Here is a 16,508-nt window from a genome sequence, read left to right as displayed (position 1 = left end):
GAGTTTAAAATTACAACTTGAGATTAACCCCCATTTTTTGTTTTATACTACTTCTACTTTTAGATTTATTAATGCTAGAAAAAGTTGGATTAACCTTTACTTCAAATTCGAAATGGATATTACTTGTTTGGTAAGAGCTGTCTTCTTCGGGTCTAGTTGGCTTTACATAACGGTTTTTACAGAAGCGAACCAGCACATCTTCAGGAATATAAAAATTTTTGAGATGTTCAACATGAATCCTCTTTATTGTTTTAATAACTGTATCCAAATCAATAGATCTGTTCTTTTGTTTAATAATCTTTAAAGTGGTTTTTGCTAGATCTTCACAATTTAATTGTTTGAAAAAATCTAACACGACTAAATCATTAATAACCCCCTGTGGTTCAAATGTAGTTTTTAGCTTGCTCAGTTCCTTTAATTTATTAGCAATACTTGGGAGTAAATGAAGGCGCTCGGTAAATAGCTGCTTTGTGTTATCACATCCAATTGACCATGCCTCCTCTTTATTAAGCTTACCTATTGAATGTAGAATAGTATCAACTGCTTCATTGATATTGCTTATTTCCCTCTCGGTTTCTTCCACCAATGCTGTATTTTCAGAGCAACGTTTTTTCTTATTAACCAAGGACTCTGTTGGCTTTTTATATTTCCTAATCTCAGCCATTTTTTCGCGTTTGGCCTGCTTTTCATTGTAGTGATATTCGTCCATATAAAATAATGTCCCAAACTATATTTGAACTTCAGCTTGCCAGTACTTTAAACAGTTTTCAATCTGTTAAACGACTATTTAGAGTGTCCTTTTACTGGTCATCCTTAACAGTAATTAGGTCTGGAACAGGTCAGTGCCTTGGTTTGATTTTAACTAGAAACCACATAGGGTTATGGTCAGTGTCCACTTGAAGTAGGCTTAAACCATACACTTACCAATTGGTTTTAGGTGATTTTAAATAGCCGAAAATATTAGGAAAAATTCAATAAACGGCTATTTTGAGTGTACTAAAAATGAACGTTCATTTTCCGTAATTACTTTGTCAGTTTTAAGTATTGTGGCTTTTAAAATATCCAATTAGTTTGGAGCTCTAGATCTAAAATAAACGGTGAGATTATGAGCGCACAAATTGGATATATCAGAGTAAGTACAGTAGAGCAGAATACAGCACGCCAATTGTTAAATTTAAAATTAGATAAAGTTTTTACGGACAAATGCAGCGGCAAAGATACAAATCGACCAGCACTAACTCAGCTAATCGAATTCTCTCGTGAAGGCGACGTTATTCATTGTCATGACATCAGCCGAATGGCTCGTTCAACCGAAGACTTGCTTCGCTTAATCAAAGAGTTTACCGCTAAAAATATCACCTTAAAATTTCACAAAGAAAACTTAACCTTTGATGGCTCTAACAATCCTCTCCAACAGTTGATGATGACCATTCTATCTGGGATCTATCAATTCGAAAGAGCAATGATTTTAGAGCGCCAGCGAGAAGGAATTGAGATTGCTAAAGCCAAAGGAAAATATCGTGGAAAGAGGATTAACCAACAACTCCATAACCAAATTCGTGAACTGTATGCTCAAGGTGTTAATAAAACTCAAATAGCTAAACAACTAGGGTGTGTAAGAGCTACTGTATATAAGGCTTTAGCAAACATTTAAAAAAAGCTACCTACACTGCATAATAGCTTGAATATTATATACGAGTTGGAAGTTTCAACTGTCATTGTGGCAAAACTAAAGGCAAAGTAATAAATAAATGATCCCTGTCAGGGTAGCCCACGCCTTCAAACTCTAAATGATTGTTAGGATTATCAAACTCTAGATGTATAAAGCCTATGTTTTTTAGCAAATCTAAGCTATCAGAAACAGTACTCTCAGGTACTAACTTATAACTAATTTCTTGAAGGTCTTCGTCACCTTCCATAGATTCAGGCTTATAAAGCTCATGAAAGCCTACAAATGTTGAAAAATATTCTGAGAACTCTGAATAAGTCGTAACAACAAACTCATGATAACCCATCAACTCTCCATCCTCAGTTTCGAATGTATCTTCAAAATGACTAGGCTCTAATTGAAAAATTAAATAAAGTGCCAATTGATAAGCAATCAAGGAAATATTGTGTCGGTGGATGATTTCATTCAACGCTGTTATTTGAGGCAGAAAATAACGTTCAAATATTTTATAGCGATAATTATTGTCAAAAAACTCTAGTTCATAACCATCTCTCAACTCTGCAATATCGAAGTATAGAAATAAGTATGGCTTCTTCTTCAACTCTAGTATTTTAATTTCTTCATTAGTTGGCTTTGTCGATATCGACATTATTATACTTGCCTCTTCTAAGTACTTAAGAGCTGCATTTATAGACGTTCTACCGTGCTCTTTACTTGCTCCATAAAATAATTTCAATTTAGAAGCCAAATCAGCAAAAGATTCGAATTCAAGTAACAGTTCATTCGAATTACATAGCTTTTTCCTATTCGCAGTAAGTATGACGTATAAAAATATTTTATAGGCCAATAAGCTTTTAACTTTCATAAAAGAAAATTTAAAGTTAGCACTATGAATTAAAACTTCTCGAATATCTCTCATATCATACATTAGCTGTACCTCCTTATTTTACAGGCCTTAAAGAGAACTACTAAAAGTCGTACAAAGTTTCGGGCAGCACTCATTTATCACCTCGAATACCTAATAATACCCCTGTCAACGCAATACAACCAGTTACTTAGGTTTATTGCAACGGCTTTTAATTACTAAACTTAAGAGGCATTTAAAATGAGCAAATACACATCAGAACAAAAGAAACGAGCTAAAAAGCTTATAACCCAAATCAAGAAATCATCAACCACAATGCAAACCCATATGTATGAATTCATTCAATCTGAAAGCTTTAAAGTTCTAGGTTTTGAGACCTTCAAGTCATGGGCAAAAGAAAATGAACAGGAAGTTGGAATTAGCTATGACTCTATGCTTAGTTATCATCATACAGCTCGAGTCACACATTATTTATTTGGTGAGGAACATATAGGGACGATTCCGCCATTTGTTTTAAAACCCCTTTTTCCACTGACAGAAGAACAACTCGACTTGATTAGTGAGAAAACTCTCGAAGAATTTAAGACCGAAGATCCATCGGAAATGAAGTTAACCAATAAGAAAGTAAAATCTATAGTTGAAAGATTAGGCTTGGTAACAAACCAAAATCACGATACAGGTTCCTCAAAAAAATCCAAAACTCAAAATAAACTGATCTTGTCATTAAACAATCACAAATCAAATTCGGTAGTAAAAAGCTTACGTTTGGCGATTGATGAAACCTTTACTTCTAAACAACAAATAAGACTATGTCGGGACGTTTTAAAAGAGTTTGAAGGCAGCAATGTCGACAAAGCTATTAAATATATCGAGTCTGTTTTAGAAGAGCTTTAGTTTATGAGGGGCTAGTCCCCTCTCCTTTAGGAGTATTTATGATGTACCTACAATCAGTTGAACTTGACTATATTCGCTTTGCTATACCTGTAAAAAAAACAAAAGAACAATCATTAATTAAAGAAAACATTCGCAACATGGCTAAAGAGCTTGGGATAGCTATTGATACACATTACAACCAAATATTGCACAGTAGAAATGGCTACGAAATTTATTGCCGTGTTCCACTATTAAGCGATTTCAACTATGCCAAAAGAAATGAGGAAACTCCACACTTAGTCATAAAGTGTTCATATATGCACGGTAGCCGTAACTTTTTGTTAATTGAATGTAAGGGTCACCCATATAGTTCAAAGGAGTGGTATCTAGTAAGGTTATGGCTCGAAAGAATTTTAGGCTATAAACTGCTAAAGAAGCATCAAAACAATATATATATAACTAGTTTTGATATTGCAATAGGCGTGGACATATCTATTGAAAACTACTTATTTGATTTCGTTTGGGGACAAAAGGCTGGATGGTTTACTGCGCCATCTGGTCAACTCGAAACAATTTACATACAGCCTCATAACAAAAGCATTGAGGTTTGTATTTATAATCGGAAAGCCAAGGTACGGAATAGAGGCGTTTTAAAAAAAATAACTTCTCCTTCTAGAATTGAACTACGATTTGGAAGAAGAAAAATAGCACTTGATGACTTTTTCAATACATTAGACTTTTTACCTAATGCATTTAAAAGAAGTAGAGTATACAACTTAGAAAAGATAGTAACTCAAAGTGACCTAGATGAAGATCAGATTATTGCTCTTCAATCCGCTGGCTTAGTACCTTATTTGAGAAAAATATCAAAATACCGTAGAGAAAAAATTAGAAAGCAAATAAAGCCGCACTTAGAGCCTACTATTGATTTTAGTTTAGCTAAACCATTATGGGAGAAATATTTAAAAAAAGTAAAACGCATGAGACCTTGTGCAAAATATACAGCTCGTAAATACGATTTGTTAAGAAATGAGTTTATTTTTACTTACTTTAAAAAATAAAGTTATAAATCAGCTACCTACACTGCATAATAGCTTAAACTAGAGCTAGCTAGTTGGAACTTTCAACTAGCTAGCCTCACCTAAACTAATACATTCTTAAATCAGAACAGACAGCTTCTCTTCTACCAATTGCGCATAAAAAGTATTTGCCTGACTGATTAACGCTATGTGTTCACGTGTGAAATTTGAGTTTGGCATTACCCCTCCGTGCCTTTCTAATTGATTAACAAAGTCGGTTTGCCACATTTGAATAAGCCTATTTTTAGAAAGTCCTGATTTTAATTCATCCCAATCAGAGTTCGCGAATCTTAAATAACCTAGTTCTCCTACCGTTTTTCTATCGCCCAACACTTCATAGACTTCGAGTGCAACTAGTTGCCATACCTTTGCTTTCCTTTCTACCGTAACAAAAGACATGAACGATTTAGGCTTAATGATAGGTGGAATGAATATCTGTATTAACGAATCATTTTCAGCGTCAGTTTCGTCTTCAAATACTTTTTTTATCGGTTGTGCTAGTTGAAACCCAAGATTGGAGGTATCAATAGTTTTAGTAGTGATTGTGTTTTTAATGGTCATAACGTCTTCCTAATAACTGAATGTTTTCTAATTAAAAATTACAAATCACAAGCGTAAATCAACCGTAATAACATTGTCAGAAAGCACCATTCTCAACCGATATTTAGCCTGTTAACTTGGTACCAAAGCAGATACGAAGGAAAACCATGCAAACAGCCCAATCTACTGCACGACAATTAGCATCAGATATTGCATCACAGTTACTTGAAGTTGAAATATATGACGACGACTTTATTCAAGAACTACCTCGAGACATCATCAGTAAAATAACAGGCAAACCATTTAAGAAACTCTATGGTAACTGCCCTAAAAAGAAGCTAAGAAGCTTAAGATGCGCACTAACTTTACAGCAAAATAAACCAATATCAGATTTACCATTAGACGATAACCTAAATCTTCTAGCTTCTTCTCTAGATTTGCCTAAACACTGTATTCCACTGCTCAAGCTATGCGTATTAACTACGTTAAATGAAGGGCTTTACAAGTTATTCGACGAACATATTCAACACTGGGTAAGTGATGTTGAAGTTTTGGTTGCAGAATCGCTGAATATCTCAGTAGATGAATTACTCGATGCAATTCAATTAGTAGCTACCACATCATTGTTTAAGCAAAGTGAGCCAAACTTATTTTATTTACTCGTTATGCCCTATGCGCTTGCGGTTAACTTAATTGAGAAACCAGCTAAAATTTATTCTGACTTTTTAGAAGGCCTATATTACAAGCCAACACCAACAAAACTCAGTCTTAATGACTACCCACATATTGAGCTTCAATATGTGAGTGAATTTTTAAAACATGCAGTAAGAGCCAATGCTGTTGGAGTCAATATATTACTTTATGGGGAAAGCGGCACTGGAAAAACTGAGTTAACGAAAGTACTGAGTAAATATGCCAAAGCTAACTTAGTTGCCGTGAAGGCATCTGGTGGTAATAAGTTTCGCCCAGCAGACGAACTCACCGATGGTAGAAACACAGCTCATTTGCGCCTTCAGCATTACGGATTGATGAATGGCCTATTTGAGTCAGATAGTAACTGTTGCTTTTTAATAGATGAGGTCGATGATGTTTTTACCGAATATTTAGATGGTGTAAAAGTTTCAAAAGAAAAGCTACATTCTTTATTAGGTAGCAATACCTGCGTAAGTTTCTGGATAACTAATAATGTAGAAATGTTACCTGATTCGGTTATTCGCAGAATGAGCTATGTTCTTGAAATTCCAACGCCACCTAAACACATAAAAGCGGAGATATTATCAACGTCACTCAAAGGGTTGAGAGTCTCAACTCTCTTTAAAAACCAATTAGCCACTATTCCTGATTTAACACCAGCGCATGTGGTTAACGCCAGCAGCATTGCTAGAGCGTTAAACTTAAAAGGAAAAAAAGCTGAAGAATGTATTGAACATCATATTGACCAGTGTTTATCGGCTTGTGGTTTACAGACTTCGGTAACTAGCTACAAACCAGAAATGGATTTTGACTCACGCTTTATTAACTTAAGCGGCTCACATACCAAAATTGAACATGTGATTGATACAGTAACTAACTTCACAGGCGCTAGGTGTTTATTACTTGGTGCTGCTGGTACAGGTAAAAGCGCCTTAGTCCATCATATTGCCGAAACCTTAGAAAAGGAATTAATCACCATCAAACCGAGTGATGTACTATCGAAGTATGTCGGTGAAGCCGAGCAAAACATTGCGCAACTTTTTAAGCAAGCAAGTGAATGTGATGCGATTATTTTCTTAGATGAAGTTGATAGTGTTTTAACTTCTAGAGATATCACTTCTGAGTTGCATCAGAAGCAGATCGTAAATCAAATCCTCATTGAATTAGACCGAACTGAGCAAACAGTATTCGCGGCAACAAACTACTCTAAAAATCTCGATAACGCGATCCTACGCCGTTTTGATTTTAAATTGAATTTTGAATACTTAACAACGAAGCAAGTACTCACATTATACGAAGAAAGCTTTGGGCATTTTTCAACAAGTATTAAAGAGAAACTAACCAAGCTTTACTACTTAAGCTCAGGTGATTTTGCTATTGCTGTCAGGAGGAATTGCATGAGCAAAAATCCGTTAAGTGATAGTAAGAACTTAGAAATACTAACCCAAGAGAACAACCGCAAAATACCAAGTAAAACCATCGGTTTTGTAAATTAAACCAACCAAATTTTTTAACCAAAGCATTTTGCTTTAACAACAACCTAAACCTTTAAAAGGAAAAAACTATGAGTATTTTAAAATCTCTGACGCTATCAGCTCGCCCTGAAAAAACTTCTGACAATCCGCTACTTAAAAAAAGAGAAAAGCTGTTATCCAAATTAGATATACAACTTGCAATGGCTAATGCACTTTCCAATGGTGAGACCTATACGGCTTATCGTGAAAAGTGGCAAAAGAACCCAGAGACTGGGCAGCAAGAAAAAGTCCAAATACCTAAGAATGTTGCCAAATGGTTTTACAAGCGTAACAACCAATACTTCTTCGAGGTACGTTATGCCAACAAAGCCCTTGAGCTAAGCAAAGGAAATCATGCTATTGAAGTGGGAGAATTAGATAACCTTGCCAAAACGATCAAAACAGTAATTGATTGTGTTGTTGCAGGCGAAATCGATACGTTACTTGAGAACGTAACCACTAACTTAACTAAGAAGAAGTAATACCACCTTCCAATTTACATATGCCCCTAGCCTTAGGGGCTTCATTAAATTTTCAACTATTAAATATCCAAGGATTAAACATGATTCGAATTAAACACGAAGGACTCGCTGTACCAATGAGCCCAATGTTCACACTCTATATTGCCGATTTACTTGCGCCATATGAAAACGAAAAAGCCGTTACTATTAATTTTCGTGACCCAAACTATAGTGCCGATGATGGTGGTTATCACCCCGTTGAAATTCGATTAGAGAACGAAGGTGACGGCTGGCGTTTCTCATATATTACGGACTTCTGTTATATCGGCAGCGGCTACATGGCTGAGCTAGCTAAAGACTTGGATTTTGATTTCGATGCTGGCGTGTTTCAAAACCTATTTGGTACATTCCCCATTGAACAGGCTATAGAGATGTTCCAAATTTGGGAGACTAACTTTGTTTATTATGCAATGGTTTCGAAGGTGTTCAAGAAAACATTCACCTTAGGTTAAAATCAAATTATTCATGTGGCCCTACTTAGCGCCACATGAATCAAATAGTACTTTTCAAACTCGACTAAGGCATTATATTAGTTTGAATTTATAACAAATAGGAGGTCTGTTTTGTGCCAAAAGCAGCCCTTGAGTGACTTAGTGATAAAGGCTGCAATGATACGATTGCTGACATTTCACTATTTCTTTTTATGCCTTCTCATTGCCATTAATAGACTGTCATTTAGCTATCGCAACAACTTTGACCTTCTTGAATTGGCGGGCATTTCACTGTTCCATAAGAGCAATATACGCAACAATCGCCTTTCAAAGGCTTTAGGAGAACTTTGCAAGATTCACATTCATAATACCACTGGCAAGCGTTGGTTGGCATTTCTTCAGTTTTACTGAAGCCACACTCAGGGCAAGTAATGGTAGAATTTAACTCTATACTTTGCATGTTTGCTCCTTCAAAGGTTTAACAATGTCTAATACGGACATTACAATCATCAAACAAATACCTACATAAAACAAATAAGTGCTCCATTCGTATTGCCATAGTGGATAGAGGGTTAACAAAACCGCTATAGGGCCAATAACCCCAAGAATACCTCTCGCATGATTTTGGTTTTTATACCAGTTATACAAATTTACCAACAATGCCAGAGTTGCAAATATAGGTAACAAGGTATTTACAGCAATTCCCTCAAAGTGAGAGAGAAAGCCTAATCCTAATGCTGATGCTAACGAGCCGAGTGCGGGGAAGCACCCCGTACAACTAAGAGCCGCAAGCCAAACACCACCTGAGCTAACTTTATCTAAAATCTTATTAATCATTTTTAACGTCTAACATTATTTGAATGATTTGAGTATGAACTCCGTAGGTAGGTACGGAGTCAATACTATTTTAGCGAATCGATTATTGGGCAGTGGGATTGATCGTTATTGTTGCGGCATGAATTAGTCATTTCTTTTATGACGACTTCTAAGCGTTGAAGGTCAGCTATCTTATTTTGAATTACGTTCAATTTCAGCAAGCCTAGGGATTCTACTTTGGCACAATCGCCATCCATTGACATCAATGAAGCCACTTCTTTTAGAGTAAAGCCAAGTGCTTTGGCCTTACAGATGAATTGTAATTGTTTGGTGATTGAGTCGTCATAGACACGATAACCATTTTGAGGTTTTTGAGGCTGTTTTATCAAGCCTTCCCGTTCATAAAACCGTATAGTTTCTACGCCTATATCAAGTTCTTTAGCCAACTTGCCTATTGTTTTCATCGTCCAACCATAAAATCAACTTTAATCATGACATTAGTATATCAATACGAAGTAAAATTGCTCGAACTACAATGACTGGTTTTCGCTCATAGCTGCCGTATAATATTTCATTCATAGAAAATAAAAAAACCCCATCCGATTAAGGACAGGGCTTTCATATAATGGTACCGGTGGGCGGACTCGAACCGCCACGCATTGCTGCAACGGATTTTGAATCCGTCGTGTATACCAATTTCACCACACCGGCAAAGGCTTGTAGCTAACTTTTAAGTTTGCAAAGAAATCAATTCTTGTATCTAAAAATCGAACTCTTTATAAACTAATCCAACCTAAAAACTAGGTCAGTAATTTTTATAATCTCGTAAAAACTTTGCAAATCTTTGCAAGCGAAATGCAAACACTCACTTTCAATGCAGGGCAATTAAATCAAGTATCGTAATCCAAAATCAAGCTAAGCATCTTCAATTTTGAATCCGTCGTGTCTACCAATTCCACCACTCCGGCGACACAGTGACTACAAACCTAGCGTTTGAAGTGGTTGGCATTATACGAGATATCTTTGCTTGTGCAATAGTTTTTCGTGGTAGCTTTACTATTTGCTGATATTTTATGCAATTAATTTTCAACTTGATAAGCTTTTAGGAATAAATCTACCGCAGTATCAACATGTTGATGTATTTCTGCATCGGTAATTTTATTGTTAGGGAGTAAAATCACTTTTAAATGTAAACGCCCTTTCACCATTTCAATTAACATTTGAGTTGCATAGGCAGGATCGTCAATCGCTAGAATTTTCTTATCATTAAGCTGCATTAAATATTCAGTTAATGGCTGCATCCCTTTTAAAGGGCCTTTCTCATAAATTAGGCTACCAACTTCAGGCAATTTAGGCACAACTTGGATAACTAAACGAAATAATGACACTAAAGTGTCTGACACCATCCCTTTTACAAAACGAAAGCACATTTCTTTTAACGCTTCTTGATACCCTAGCTTGGTGGTAGTGATCGAGGCGATGGTTTGTGTTTGTAATGAAATTTGTTGATGAAGCACCGACATCAGTAAACCTTGCTTATTTCCAAATTCATTATAGATAGAACGACGTGAGCCACCAGACTCTGTAATGATCATTTCTAATGAAGTTTTATCAAAGCCATGTTTTAAAAATAATTTTTGTGCTGCATCGAGTATTAATTGGCCACGAGGGCTAAGTTGTTGCTTTTCTAGTTTTTCACAACTGAGCATATTTTTATCACACTTTTCGAATAATGAGTTGACTTCGGTACTGCATAGTACCAAAATATACGGTACTAGGCAGTACCAATTTACTTTTTATCATAAAGCACCTTAACTAAAGGTGAGTTTTTATCATTGGAATGAATATGCGTTTTTTACTAATAATCTTTACTTCTCTTTTACTGATAAGTTGTAGTGATCAAGCAATTACGACTGAAAAAGCCATAAGACCTATCGCTTGGATCAAAGTTGCAGAAACAAATCTACAGCAATTACGTACCCTTTCAGGGATTGTTGCGCCTGTTGAAGCAACCAGTTTAAGCTTTGAAGTAATGGGAAAAGTTGAAACCGTCGATGTAAATTTGGGAGATCCCGTCGAAAAAGGCCAAGTACTGGCTCAGCTTAATCATCGTAGTTTTGAGTTGGCGCTAAAGTCTGCACAAGCTCAGTTAGACAAAGCAACTTCAGCGATGATTGAAGCTGAAAATAGCTTTACACGGTTTAGTCAATTAATAAAACAAGGTTTAGTGTCACAGTCTGGTTTCGATAATGCCAAAGCCAATTACGAGTCAAGTAAAAGTGCCGTAGGTGTGGCGCAAGCACAATTAGATATTGTTGAAAAGAACTTGCAAGACAGTACTTTACTAGCGCCATATAAAGGCATCATCACTAAACGATTAATTGAACCTTCACAACAAATTTCAGCCGGACAATCAGCGTTTCAGATAGAAGGAACACATGGTTTAGAAGTGAATGTCATGGTGCCTGAAACCCTAATAAGAGAATTACGACAAGATACAATTTTACCCGTTAGATTTCCAGTATTAACGCAAACTACAATGCAAGGTCGTATCACTGAAATAGGTACCCGAGCAGAAACCGCCAATGCGTTTCCCGTAACCGTCGTGTTACAGGAAGATAACCCACTTTTAAGAGCAGGTATGACCGCAGAAGTTGATTTTACCTTTGAAGGAATAGGCCAAACAGGCTATCAGGGCATCACCATTAGTGTGCCATTTTCGGCATTAAAAGCGGGGGTGAATCAAAAAAGCTATGTTTTTGTTTATGATCCTGAGCAGCAAGTGGTCAACCAAAGACAAGTACAAACTGAAAACATTCTGAATAATATTGCATTTATTTCATCTGGATTAAAAGATGGTGAAATCATTGCCACCGCTGGTGTCGCCTTCTTGCGAGACGGTCAAAAAGTAACCTTGTTCGATAAAAATATTCAGCGTTTTAATTAAAGGAAGGCCAATGAACATTACTCAAATCGCCTTTCAATATCGAAAAACAGTCTTTTTAATTGTCGCGTTGCTCTTGGTAAATGGAGTTTTTGCTTATTTCACATTACCCGCCCAAGAAGATCCAACGATCACAATCCGCGAGGCGGTAATTTCAACATCTTTTCCTGGTATGGCACCTGAACGCGTTGAACAATTAATTACGAAAAAGCTAGAAGAAGAAGTACGAAAAATACCTCAAGTAAAAGAAATTAAGTCATTATCAACAACCGGCAGCTCAACGATCCATGTAAAAATTCATGACAGATACTTTAACCTTGATGATATTTGGCAAGACGTAAGAAATAAGGCACAAGCAGCCCACGCCAATATGCCCTCTGGTACTCAAGCCCCTTATGTTAATACTGAATTTGGCGATGTTTCTGTCGTTACTCTTGCGTTAACTGCCGACGGTTTTGATATGAGTGCGATGTACGATATTGCTCAGCATATTCGTGATACGCTTTATGCCGTAGAAGGTACTAAAAAAATTGAAATTTTAGGCCATTTAGAAGAACGAATATTTCTTGAAGCATCTAACGCTACCTTATCGCAATTAGGCATTTCACCACGGGCGCTAATTAATGAATTGCAAAATCAAAATATCATTCGCTCTGGCGGAGAAATAGATACCGGGGCGAAAAGTTTTATTGTTGAGCCTTCAGGTAACTTTAACAGTGTGTCTGATATTGCCAATACTTATATTAATATCCCTAACACAGAAGACTTTATCGCGTTAAAAGACGTGGTAACCATCAAACGTGACTATATTGATCCCCCTAATAAAATTGCATATTTCAATGGAAAACCGGCTATCTTTTTTGCTATTTCGATGTTGCCTCAATACAACATTTTAAAATATGCACCTCAGGTAAAAACTAAATTTGAAGAAATTATTCAATCCTTGCCTATTGGCTACCAACTCGATATTGCGACTTATCAAGCAGAGCAAGTCGAAAAAACCGTGCAAGGGGTTTCAATCAATGTTTTGCAAACATTAGCCATCGTCTTAGTGGTCGTTGTTCTATTTTTAGGGGTTCGCACCGGTTTAATTGTTGGCGCCATCGTGCCATTTGTGATGTTAGCCACACTTTCAATTATGCTCTTTTTTGATATGAAACTAGAGCGAATGAGCTTAGCAACGTTAATCATTTCATTAGGTTTATTAGTGGATAATGGCATTGTTATCGCAGAAGATTTCAAACGTAGAATTGAAGATGGCATTAGCCGATACGATGCCATGTTACAAGGCTGTAAAGAGCTTGCCATACCGTTATTAAGCTCTTCCATCACCACCATTTTATTCTTTTTACCGCTGATGCTAGCTGAACACGTTGCCGGAGAATTTACGCGTTCAATCTCACTCGTTATTCTTATTACGTTAATGACGAGTTGGATTTTGGCGCTTTGTGTGACGCCTATTCTTTGTTATTACTTTATTAAACCTACAAACACCGTTGAAGAAAACACTTCTTTTTTAGCTAAAATGTATGCTGGCTATGAAGCTTTTTTACATTGGGTTTTGAGACACAAAATTTTATTTATCAGCATCATATTAGTCACCTTTATTGCCTCGATAGGGGCGATGAAATTCGTGGCTAAGCAATTTTTTCCTGAGTCTGATCGTACACAAATTCTTATGTATATCGATTTACCTAACGGTACTTCTTCGCGTGAAACCAATCGCCAAATGCAAGAGATTTTCAAATGGTTAGATAACAAAGAGCAGTTTGCTTTTATCGAAAATTATTCAGGTTATGTTGGCTTTAACGGACCGCGTTTTGTCTTATCCCTTAACCCAGAAGATCCAGCAAAAAATAAAGGGTTTATTGTTTTAAATGTTGTTGAGGGAACAAACGTCGCCGAAAAAGTAATGCAATTAGATACCCAACTTGAAGCAACGTTTCCAAATGTTTCAGCACGCGTGAAGAAAATGTTTTTAGGTCCTTCCGATGCTAAAACCATTAAAATACAAGTGAAAGGCCCTGATAAAAATGTGATTTATCATAAAGCTCAACAAATTATGGATTTGCTTCATCAAATTCCTGACACCATCAATATTCGCAATGATTGGGAAAATTTAATTGTTAAAATTGACGTGCAAGTTGATCAACACAGAGCGAAAAGAGCCGGCTTAACTTCAACTGAAATTGCTGATGCGTTACAAACTTATTTTTCAGGTGCGCAAATTACAGAATTTAGGGAAGAAGATGAGATCATTCCTATCGTTTTAAGGGCGCAAGAAGCCGAACGTCACAACTTAGACCGATTACGCACGCTTAATGTTTATTCTGAAAAAACCGGCAAAGCGGTACCGCTATTTCAAGTAGCCACGTTTGCGCCAGTAAATCAATTTTCAGTGATATATCATGAGGATATGTTTAGAACAATCAGTATTGAAGCCCGTAATAACAAAATGGCCGCAGAAGATTTACAATTGATCATTGATGATCAAATTCAAGCTTTAGCGGCTGATTTACCTATTAATCATCACATTACTTATGGTGGCGCGATTAAAGAGTCTAAAGCCGCCCAAAAAGCATTAAGTGCTAGTATGCCAATGGTCATAGGTTTTATTTTAATCTTGCTAGTTGCCCAATTTAATTCGTTTAGAAAAGCCGCCATTATCACGCTTACTATGCCGTTATCTTTTATTGGTGCAGTGATTGGTCTATTAGTCATGCAAGCGCCGTTTGGTTTTATGGTGACGCTAGGTTTATACAGTTTGGCAGGAATTATCATTAACAATGCCATTGTGCTTATTGATCGCATCAAGATTGAAATTGACAGCGGTAAAACTCAATACCAAGCGTTAGTCGATGCCTGTTTAACCCGATTACGCCCGATTGCAATGACCACAATTACTACTGTGATGGGTTTATTGCCTTTAATACTTAATAAAGACCCTCTTTTTTACGGGATGGCAAACGCCATCGCATTTGGTTTAGCTATCGGCACGATATTAACCTTAGCGGTTGTACCTGTTTTATATGCGTCGTTTTATAAAGTAAAAAAGTAAATTAAGAAGTAGATTAATAATGAATATAAGCGCGGCTAAAGTACGTTAGTTCGCGCTCATTCGAGTGAATTTAGGTTAATTCGTTTTTTATGAGGAATATTAGGGCGTGTTGATCTTTCTAGGTTATATATTGTTCAAAATAAAAGTCATTTATTCAAGGCGTGAGTTAAGGAGCATAGTTGTTCCATGTAAATTTATCCTAAATAAACGTATTAATCGCCTAAATAAATTAAGCTATGAACAGGCGCTAAAATTGCCGATGACGGTAAACAAAGTGTTTGCATATTATCCACCGATAATGCGGCATGTAATGGCAAGGTTGCCGAGCCTTTTAAAGCCACTTCTTCAACATGAGGAGTTTTGATTAATCTCACCACATCAAGCTCACCATATTGTGCAATTGACGGTATATAAGGTCGAAGTTTGGTAATAAATTTATCTAAAAACCAAGAGCTCACATCACCGCCAATAATAATGGTTTGGCAATTGAGCAGCGTTTCTAATGAATGAATAGCAATACGCATTGGCTCTGCCGCTTGTTCAAACCACGTTTCCATTGTTTTTTTCTGCTCAAAACACAGCTCTGCCAATGCTTCATGACTGATCGCGTTAACCCCTAAGAATTTTTTTAACGATTTCAGCGATGCAAAATCATTCAAACGACCTAGCTCAACAGTTTTTTCATCGGTTTCAGGGGTAACAAATAGTTCGCCAATTGCACCGGTCAAGCCATTTTTTCCTAACAAAATTTTTCTGTCATATACCACAGCCGCTTCAACAACATCAGATAAGTGGATACAAATAAAGCTATGTAATTGTTTGGCTTCACCGTAAAGCATTTGATATGCGGCACATGCTGAAGCCGTTGACTCAGTTGCAACTGGTAATGATAACGCATCTGCAAGCGCTTGCTTAAATGCTAACCCTTCTTGATATGTCGCTAAGCTATTATGTGTTTCATTTACAAAAGTTACGCCTACACCAAGAATTTGTGCTTTTTGAATATTAGCCTGTTCAATTAAAGTCTCGAGTAACTGATTAATAGTAGGTATTAAATCTGCGGTTTGGTATTCAACATTATTTAGTAAAACCGCCTCACCTTTTAATGAAAAAAGCCCAGCTTCAATTTTTTCAGGAAAAATTCGCAATGCGACGCTATACGCACCTGTGTCTGTTAGGTTTAACATTTTGGAAGGTTTGCCAACAGCGCCTTCTTTTTTTATACCTATTTCTTCCACTAATCCAATCGCTAATAACTCTTCGACCATATTAGTAATCGTTTGTTTTGTTAAATGAGTTTGTCGAGATATTTCTACTCTGGATATTGGTCCTTGCGTAACAATTTCAGATAAAACTAAACGTAAATTTAACGCTTTATTTTGTTTTGAATTGGAGCCTTTCAAGTGAAAAAATACCTCTGTTTAATAATTACAGTTGTTATTGTACTGATATTTTAAGAAAAAGTAGTGTTAATAATAAAACTATTACGGATGAAATTTAAACAA

16 protein-coding genes and 1 tRNA gene are annotated in these 16,508 nt (G+C 36.4%); 8 read left to right on the top strand and 9 right to left on the bottom strand.

Annotation, left to right across the window (positions count from 1 at the left end):
* Positions 1-10: 10 nt before the first annotated feature.
* On the bottom strand, positions 11-709 hold the full coding sequence (locus Q4493_RS15400; protein ID WP_303454488.1) for a hypothetical protein: 699 nt from the start codon (positions 707-709) through the stop codon (positions 11-13).
* 396 nt (positions 710-1,105) lie between these two features.
* On the opposite strand from Q4493_RS15400, the gene Q4493_RS15395 reads away from it, so the two are divergent.
* Entirely contained in the window at positions 1,106-1,654 is a 549-nt protein-coding gene (locus tag Q4493_RS15395) for a recombinase family protein (protein ID WP_303454485.1), read from the top strand.
* Positions 1,655-1,715: 61 nt separating this feature from the next.
* Here Q4493_RS15395 and Q4493_RS15390 read toward each other — a convergent pair whose 3' ends face one another.
* Positions 1,716-2,597: a hypothetical protein gene (locus tag Q4493_RS15390; protein ID WP_303454483.1), complete on the bottom strand. Its 882-nt coding sequence runs from the start codon at positions 2,595-2,597 to the stop codon at positions 1,716-1,718.
* Between the two features lie 177 nt (positions 2,598-2,774).
* On the opposite strand from Q4493_RS15390, the gene Q4493_RS15385 reads away from it, so the two are divergent.
* On the top strand, positions 2,775-3,428 hold the full coding sequence (locus tag Q4493_RS15385; RefSeq protein WP_303454481.1) for a hypothetical protein: 654 nt from the start codon (positions 2,775-2,777) through the stop codon (positions 3,426-3,428).
* A 38-nt stretch (positions 3,429-3,466) separates the two neighbouring features.
* Positions 3,467-4,468 carry a hypothetical protein gene (locus Q4493_RS15380; RefSeq protein WP_303454479.1) on the top strand — a complete coding sequence of 334 codons (1,002 nt, stop codon included), beginning with the start codon at positions 3,467-3,469 and terminating at the stop codon, positions 4,466-4,468.
* Between the two features lie 96 nt (positions 4,469-4,564).
* Here Q4493_RS15380 and Q4493_RS15375 read toward each other — a convergent pair whose 3' ends face one another.
* Entirely contained in the window at positions 4,565-5,047 is a 483-nt protein-coding gene (locus tag Q4493_RS15375) for a hypothetical protein (RefSeq protein ID WP_303454477.1), read from the bottom strand.
* A 146-nt stretch (positions 5,048-5,193) separates the two neighbouring features.
* Here Q4493_RS15375 and Q4493_RS15370 point away from each other — a divergent pair, with 146 nt between their 5' ends.
* The 3 genes from Q4493_RS15370 to Q4493_RS15360 all read left to right on the top strand — a co-directional run bounded on the left by Q4493_RS15370 (position 5,194) and on the right by Q4493_RS15360 (position 8,206).
* Entirely contained in the window at positions 5,194-7,215 is a 2,022-nt protein-coding gene (locus Q4493_RS15370) for an AAA family ATPase (protein ID WP_303454475.1), read from the top strand.
* A gap of 68 nt (positions 7,216-7,283) precedes the next feature.
* A complete protein-coding gene (locus Q4493_RS15365) occupies positions 7,284-7,715 on the top strand; it encodes a DUF6641 family protein (RefSeq protein ID WP_303454473.1) in 432 nt (143 codons plus the stop codon).
* A gap of 125 nt (positions 7,716-7,840) precedes the next feature.
* The gene (locus Q4493_RS15360) at positions 7,841-8,206 is read left to right on the top strand and encodes a DUF2787 family protein (RefSeq protein ID WP_303454470.1); all 366 of its coding nucleotides are present in this window, start codon (positions 7,841-7,843) and stop codon (positions 8,204-8,206) included.
* A gap of 223 nt (positions 8,207-8,429) precedes the next feature.
* Here Q4493_RS15360 and Q4493_RS15355 read toward each other — a convergent pair whose 3' ends face one another.
* The 5 genes from Q4493_RS15355 to Q4493_RS15335 all read right to left on the bottom strand — a co-directional run bounded on the left by Q4493_RS15355 (position 8,430) and on the right by Q4493_RS15335 (position 10,710).
* Positions 8,430-8,645 carry a GDCCVxC domain-containing (seleno)protein gene (locus tag Q4493_RS15355; RefSeq protein WP_076916053.1) on the bottom strand — a complete coding sequence of 72 codons (216 nt, stop codon included), beginning with the start codon at positions 8,643-8,645 and terminating at the stop codon, positions 8,430-8,432.
* Complete coding sequence (merC, locus tag Q4493_RS15350) at positions 8,633-9,022, bottom strand: organomercurial transporter MerC (protein ID WP_024601094.1); 390 nt, start codon at positions 9,020-9,022, stop codon at positions 8,633-8,635. Before merC ends, Q4493_RS15355 begins: the two co-directional genes overlap by 13 nt.
* A gap of 65 nt (positions 9,023-9,087) precedes the next feature.
* Positions 9,088-9,465: a MerR family transcriptional regulator gene (locus tag Q4493_RS15345; protein WP_010557530.1), complete on the bottom strand. Its 378-nt coding sequence runs from the start codon at positions 9,463-9,465 to the stop codon at positions 9,088-9,090.
* 162 nt (positions 9,466-9,627) lie between these two features.
* A tRNA-Leu gene (locus Q4493_RS15340) sits at positions 9,628-9,712 on the bottom strand.
* A gap of 368 nt (positions 9,713-10,080) precedes the next feature.
* Positions 10,081-10,710, bottom strand: a complete 630-nt coding sequence (locus Q4493_RS15335; RefSeq protein WP_303454463.1) for a TetR/AcrR family transcriptional regulator — start codon at positions 10,708-10,710, stop codon at positions 10,081-10,083.
* A gap of 137 nt (positions 10,711-10,847) precedes the next feature.
* Between Q4493_RS15335 and Q4493_RS15330 the strand changes: the two genes are divergently transcribed.
* Positions 10,848-11,948, top strand: coding sequence for an efflux RND transporter periplasmic adaptor subunit (locus tag Q4493_RS15330; protein WP_303454461.1), 1,101 nt, complete (start codon positions 10,848-10,850; stop codon positions 11,946-11,948).
* A gap of 10 nt (positions 11,949-11,958) precedes the next feature.
* A complete protein-coding gene (locus Q4493_RS15325; RefSeq protein ID WP_303454459.1) occupies positions 11,959-15,003 on the top strand; it encodes an efflux RND transporter permease subunit in 3,045 nt (1,014 codons plus the stop codon).
* A gap of 212 nt (positions 15,004-15,215) precedes the next feature.
* Here the strand turns inward: Q4493_RS15325 and Q4493_RS15320 are convergent, their stop codons facing one another.
* Positions 15,216-16,406, bottom strand: coding sequence for an ROK family transcriptional regulator (locus tag Q4493_RS15320; protein ID WP_303454457.1), 1,191 nt, complete (start codon positions 16,404-16,406; stop codon positions 15,216-15,218).
* Positions 16,407-16,508: the final 102 nt, after the last annotated feature.

Source organism: Colwellia sp. 1_MG-2023 (assembly GCF_030546755.1).
Classification (GTDB): Bacteria; Pseudomonadota; Gammaproteobacteria; order Enterobacterales; family Alteromonadaceae; genus Thalassotalea_H.
Note: the sequence above shows the minus strand (reverse complement) of the source record. Positions and strands in the feature narration are given on the sequence as shown.

Excerpts from the sequence above, each read along its gene's own strand:
- Q4493_RS15400 (WP_303454488.1), bottom strand. The coding sequence starts at position 709 with ATGGACGAATATCACTACAATGAAAAGCAGGCCAAACGCGAAAAAATG.
- Q4493_RS15395 (WP_303454485.1), top strand. The coding sequence starts at position 1,106 with ATGAGCGCACAAATTGGATATATCAGAGTAAGTACAGTAGAGCAGAAT.
- Q4493_RS15390 (WP_303454483.1), bottom strand. The coding sequence starts at position 2,597 with ATGTATGATATGAGAGATATTCGAGAAGTTTTAATTCATAGTGCTAAC.
- Q4493_RS15385 (WP_303454481.1), top strand. The coding sequence starts at position 2,775 with ATGAGCAAATACACATCAGAACAAAAGAAACGAGCTAAAAAGCTTATA.
- Q4493_RS15380 (WP_303454479.1), top strand. The coding sequence starts at position 3,467 with ATGATGTACCTACAATCAGTTGAACTTGACTATATTCGCTTTGCTATA.
- Q4493_RS15375 (WP_303454477.1), bottom strand. The coding sequence starts at position 5,047 with ATGACCATTAAAAACACAATCACTACTAAAACTATTGATACCTCCAAT.
- Q4493_RS15370 (WP_303454475.1), top strand. The coding sequence starts at position 5,194 with ATGCAAACAGCCCAATCTACTGCACGACAATTAGCATCAGATATTGCA.
- Q4493_RS15365 (WP_303454473.1), top strand. The coding sequence starts at position 7,284 with ATGAGTATTTTAAAATCTCTGACGCTATCAGCTCGCCCTGAAAAAACT.
- Q4493_RS15360 (WP_303454470.1), top strand. The coding sequence starts at position 7,841 with ATGTTCACACTCTATATTGCCGATTTACTTGCGCCATATGAAAACGAA.
- Q4493_RS15355 (WP_076916053.1), bottom strand. The coding sequence starts at position 8,645 with ATGCAAAGTATAGAGTTAAATTCTACCATTACTTGCCCTGAGTGTGGC.
- merC (WP_024601094.1), bottom strand. The coding sequence starts at position 9,022 with ATGATTAATAAGATTTTAGATAAAGTTAGCTCAGGTGGTGTTTGGCTT.
- Q4493_RS15345 (WP_010557530.1), bottom strand. The coding sequence starts at position 9,465 with ATGAAAACAATAGGCAAGTTGGCTAAAGAACTTGATATAGGCGTAGAA.
- Q4493_RS15335 (WP_303454463.1), bottom strand. The coding sequence starts at position 10,710 with ATGCTCAGTTGTGAAAAACTAGAAAAGCAACAACTTAGCCCTCGTGGC.
- Q4493_RS15330 (WP_303454461.1), top strand. The coding sequence starts at position 10,848 with ATGCGTTTTTTACTAATAATCTTTACTTCTCTTTTACTGATAAGTTGT.
- Q4493_RS15325 (WP_303454459.1), top strand. The coding sequence starts at position 11,959 with ATGAACATTACTCAAATCGCCTTTCAATATCGAAAAACAGTCTTTTTA.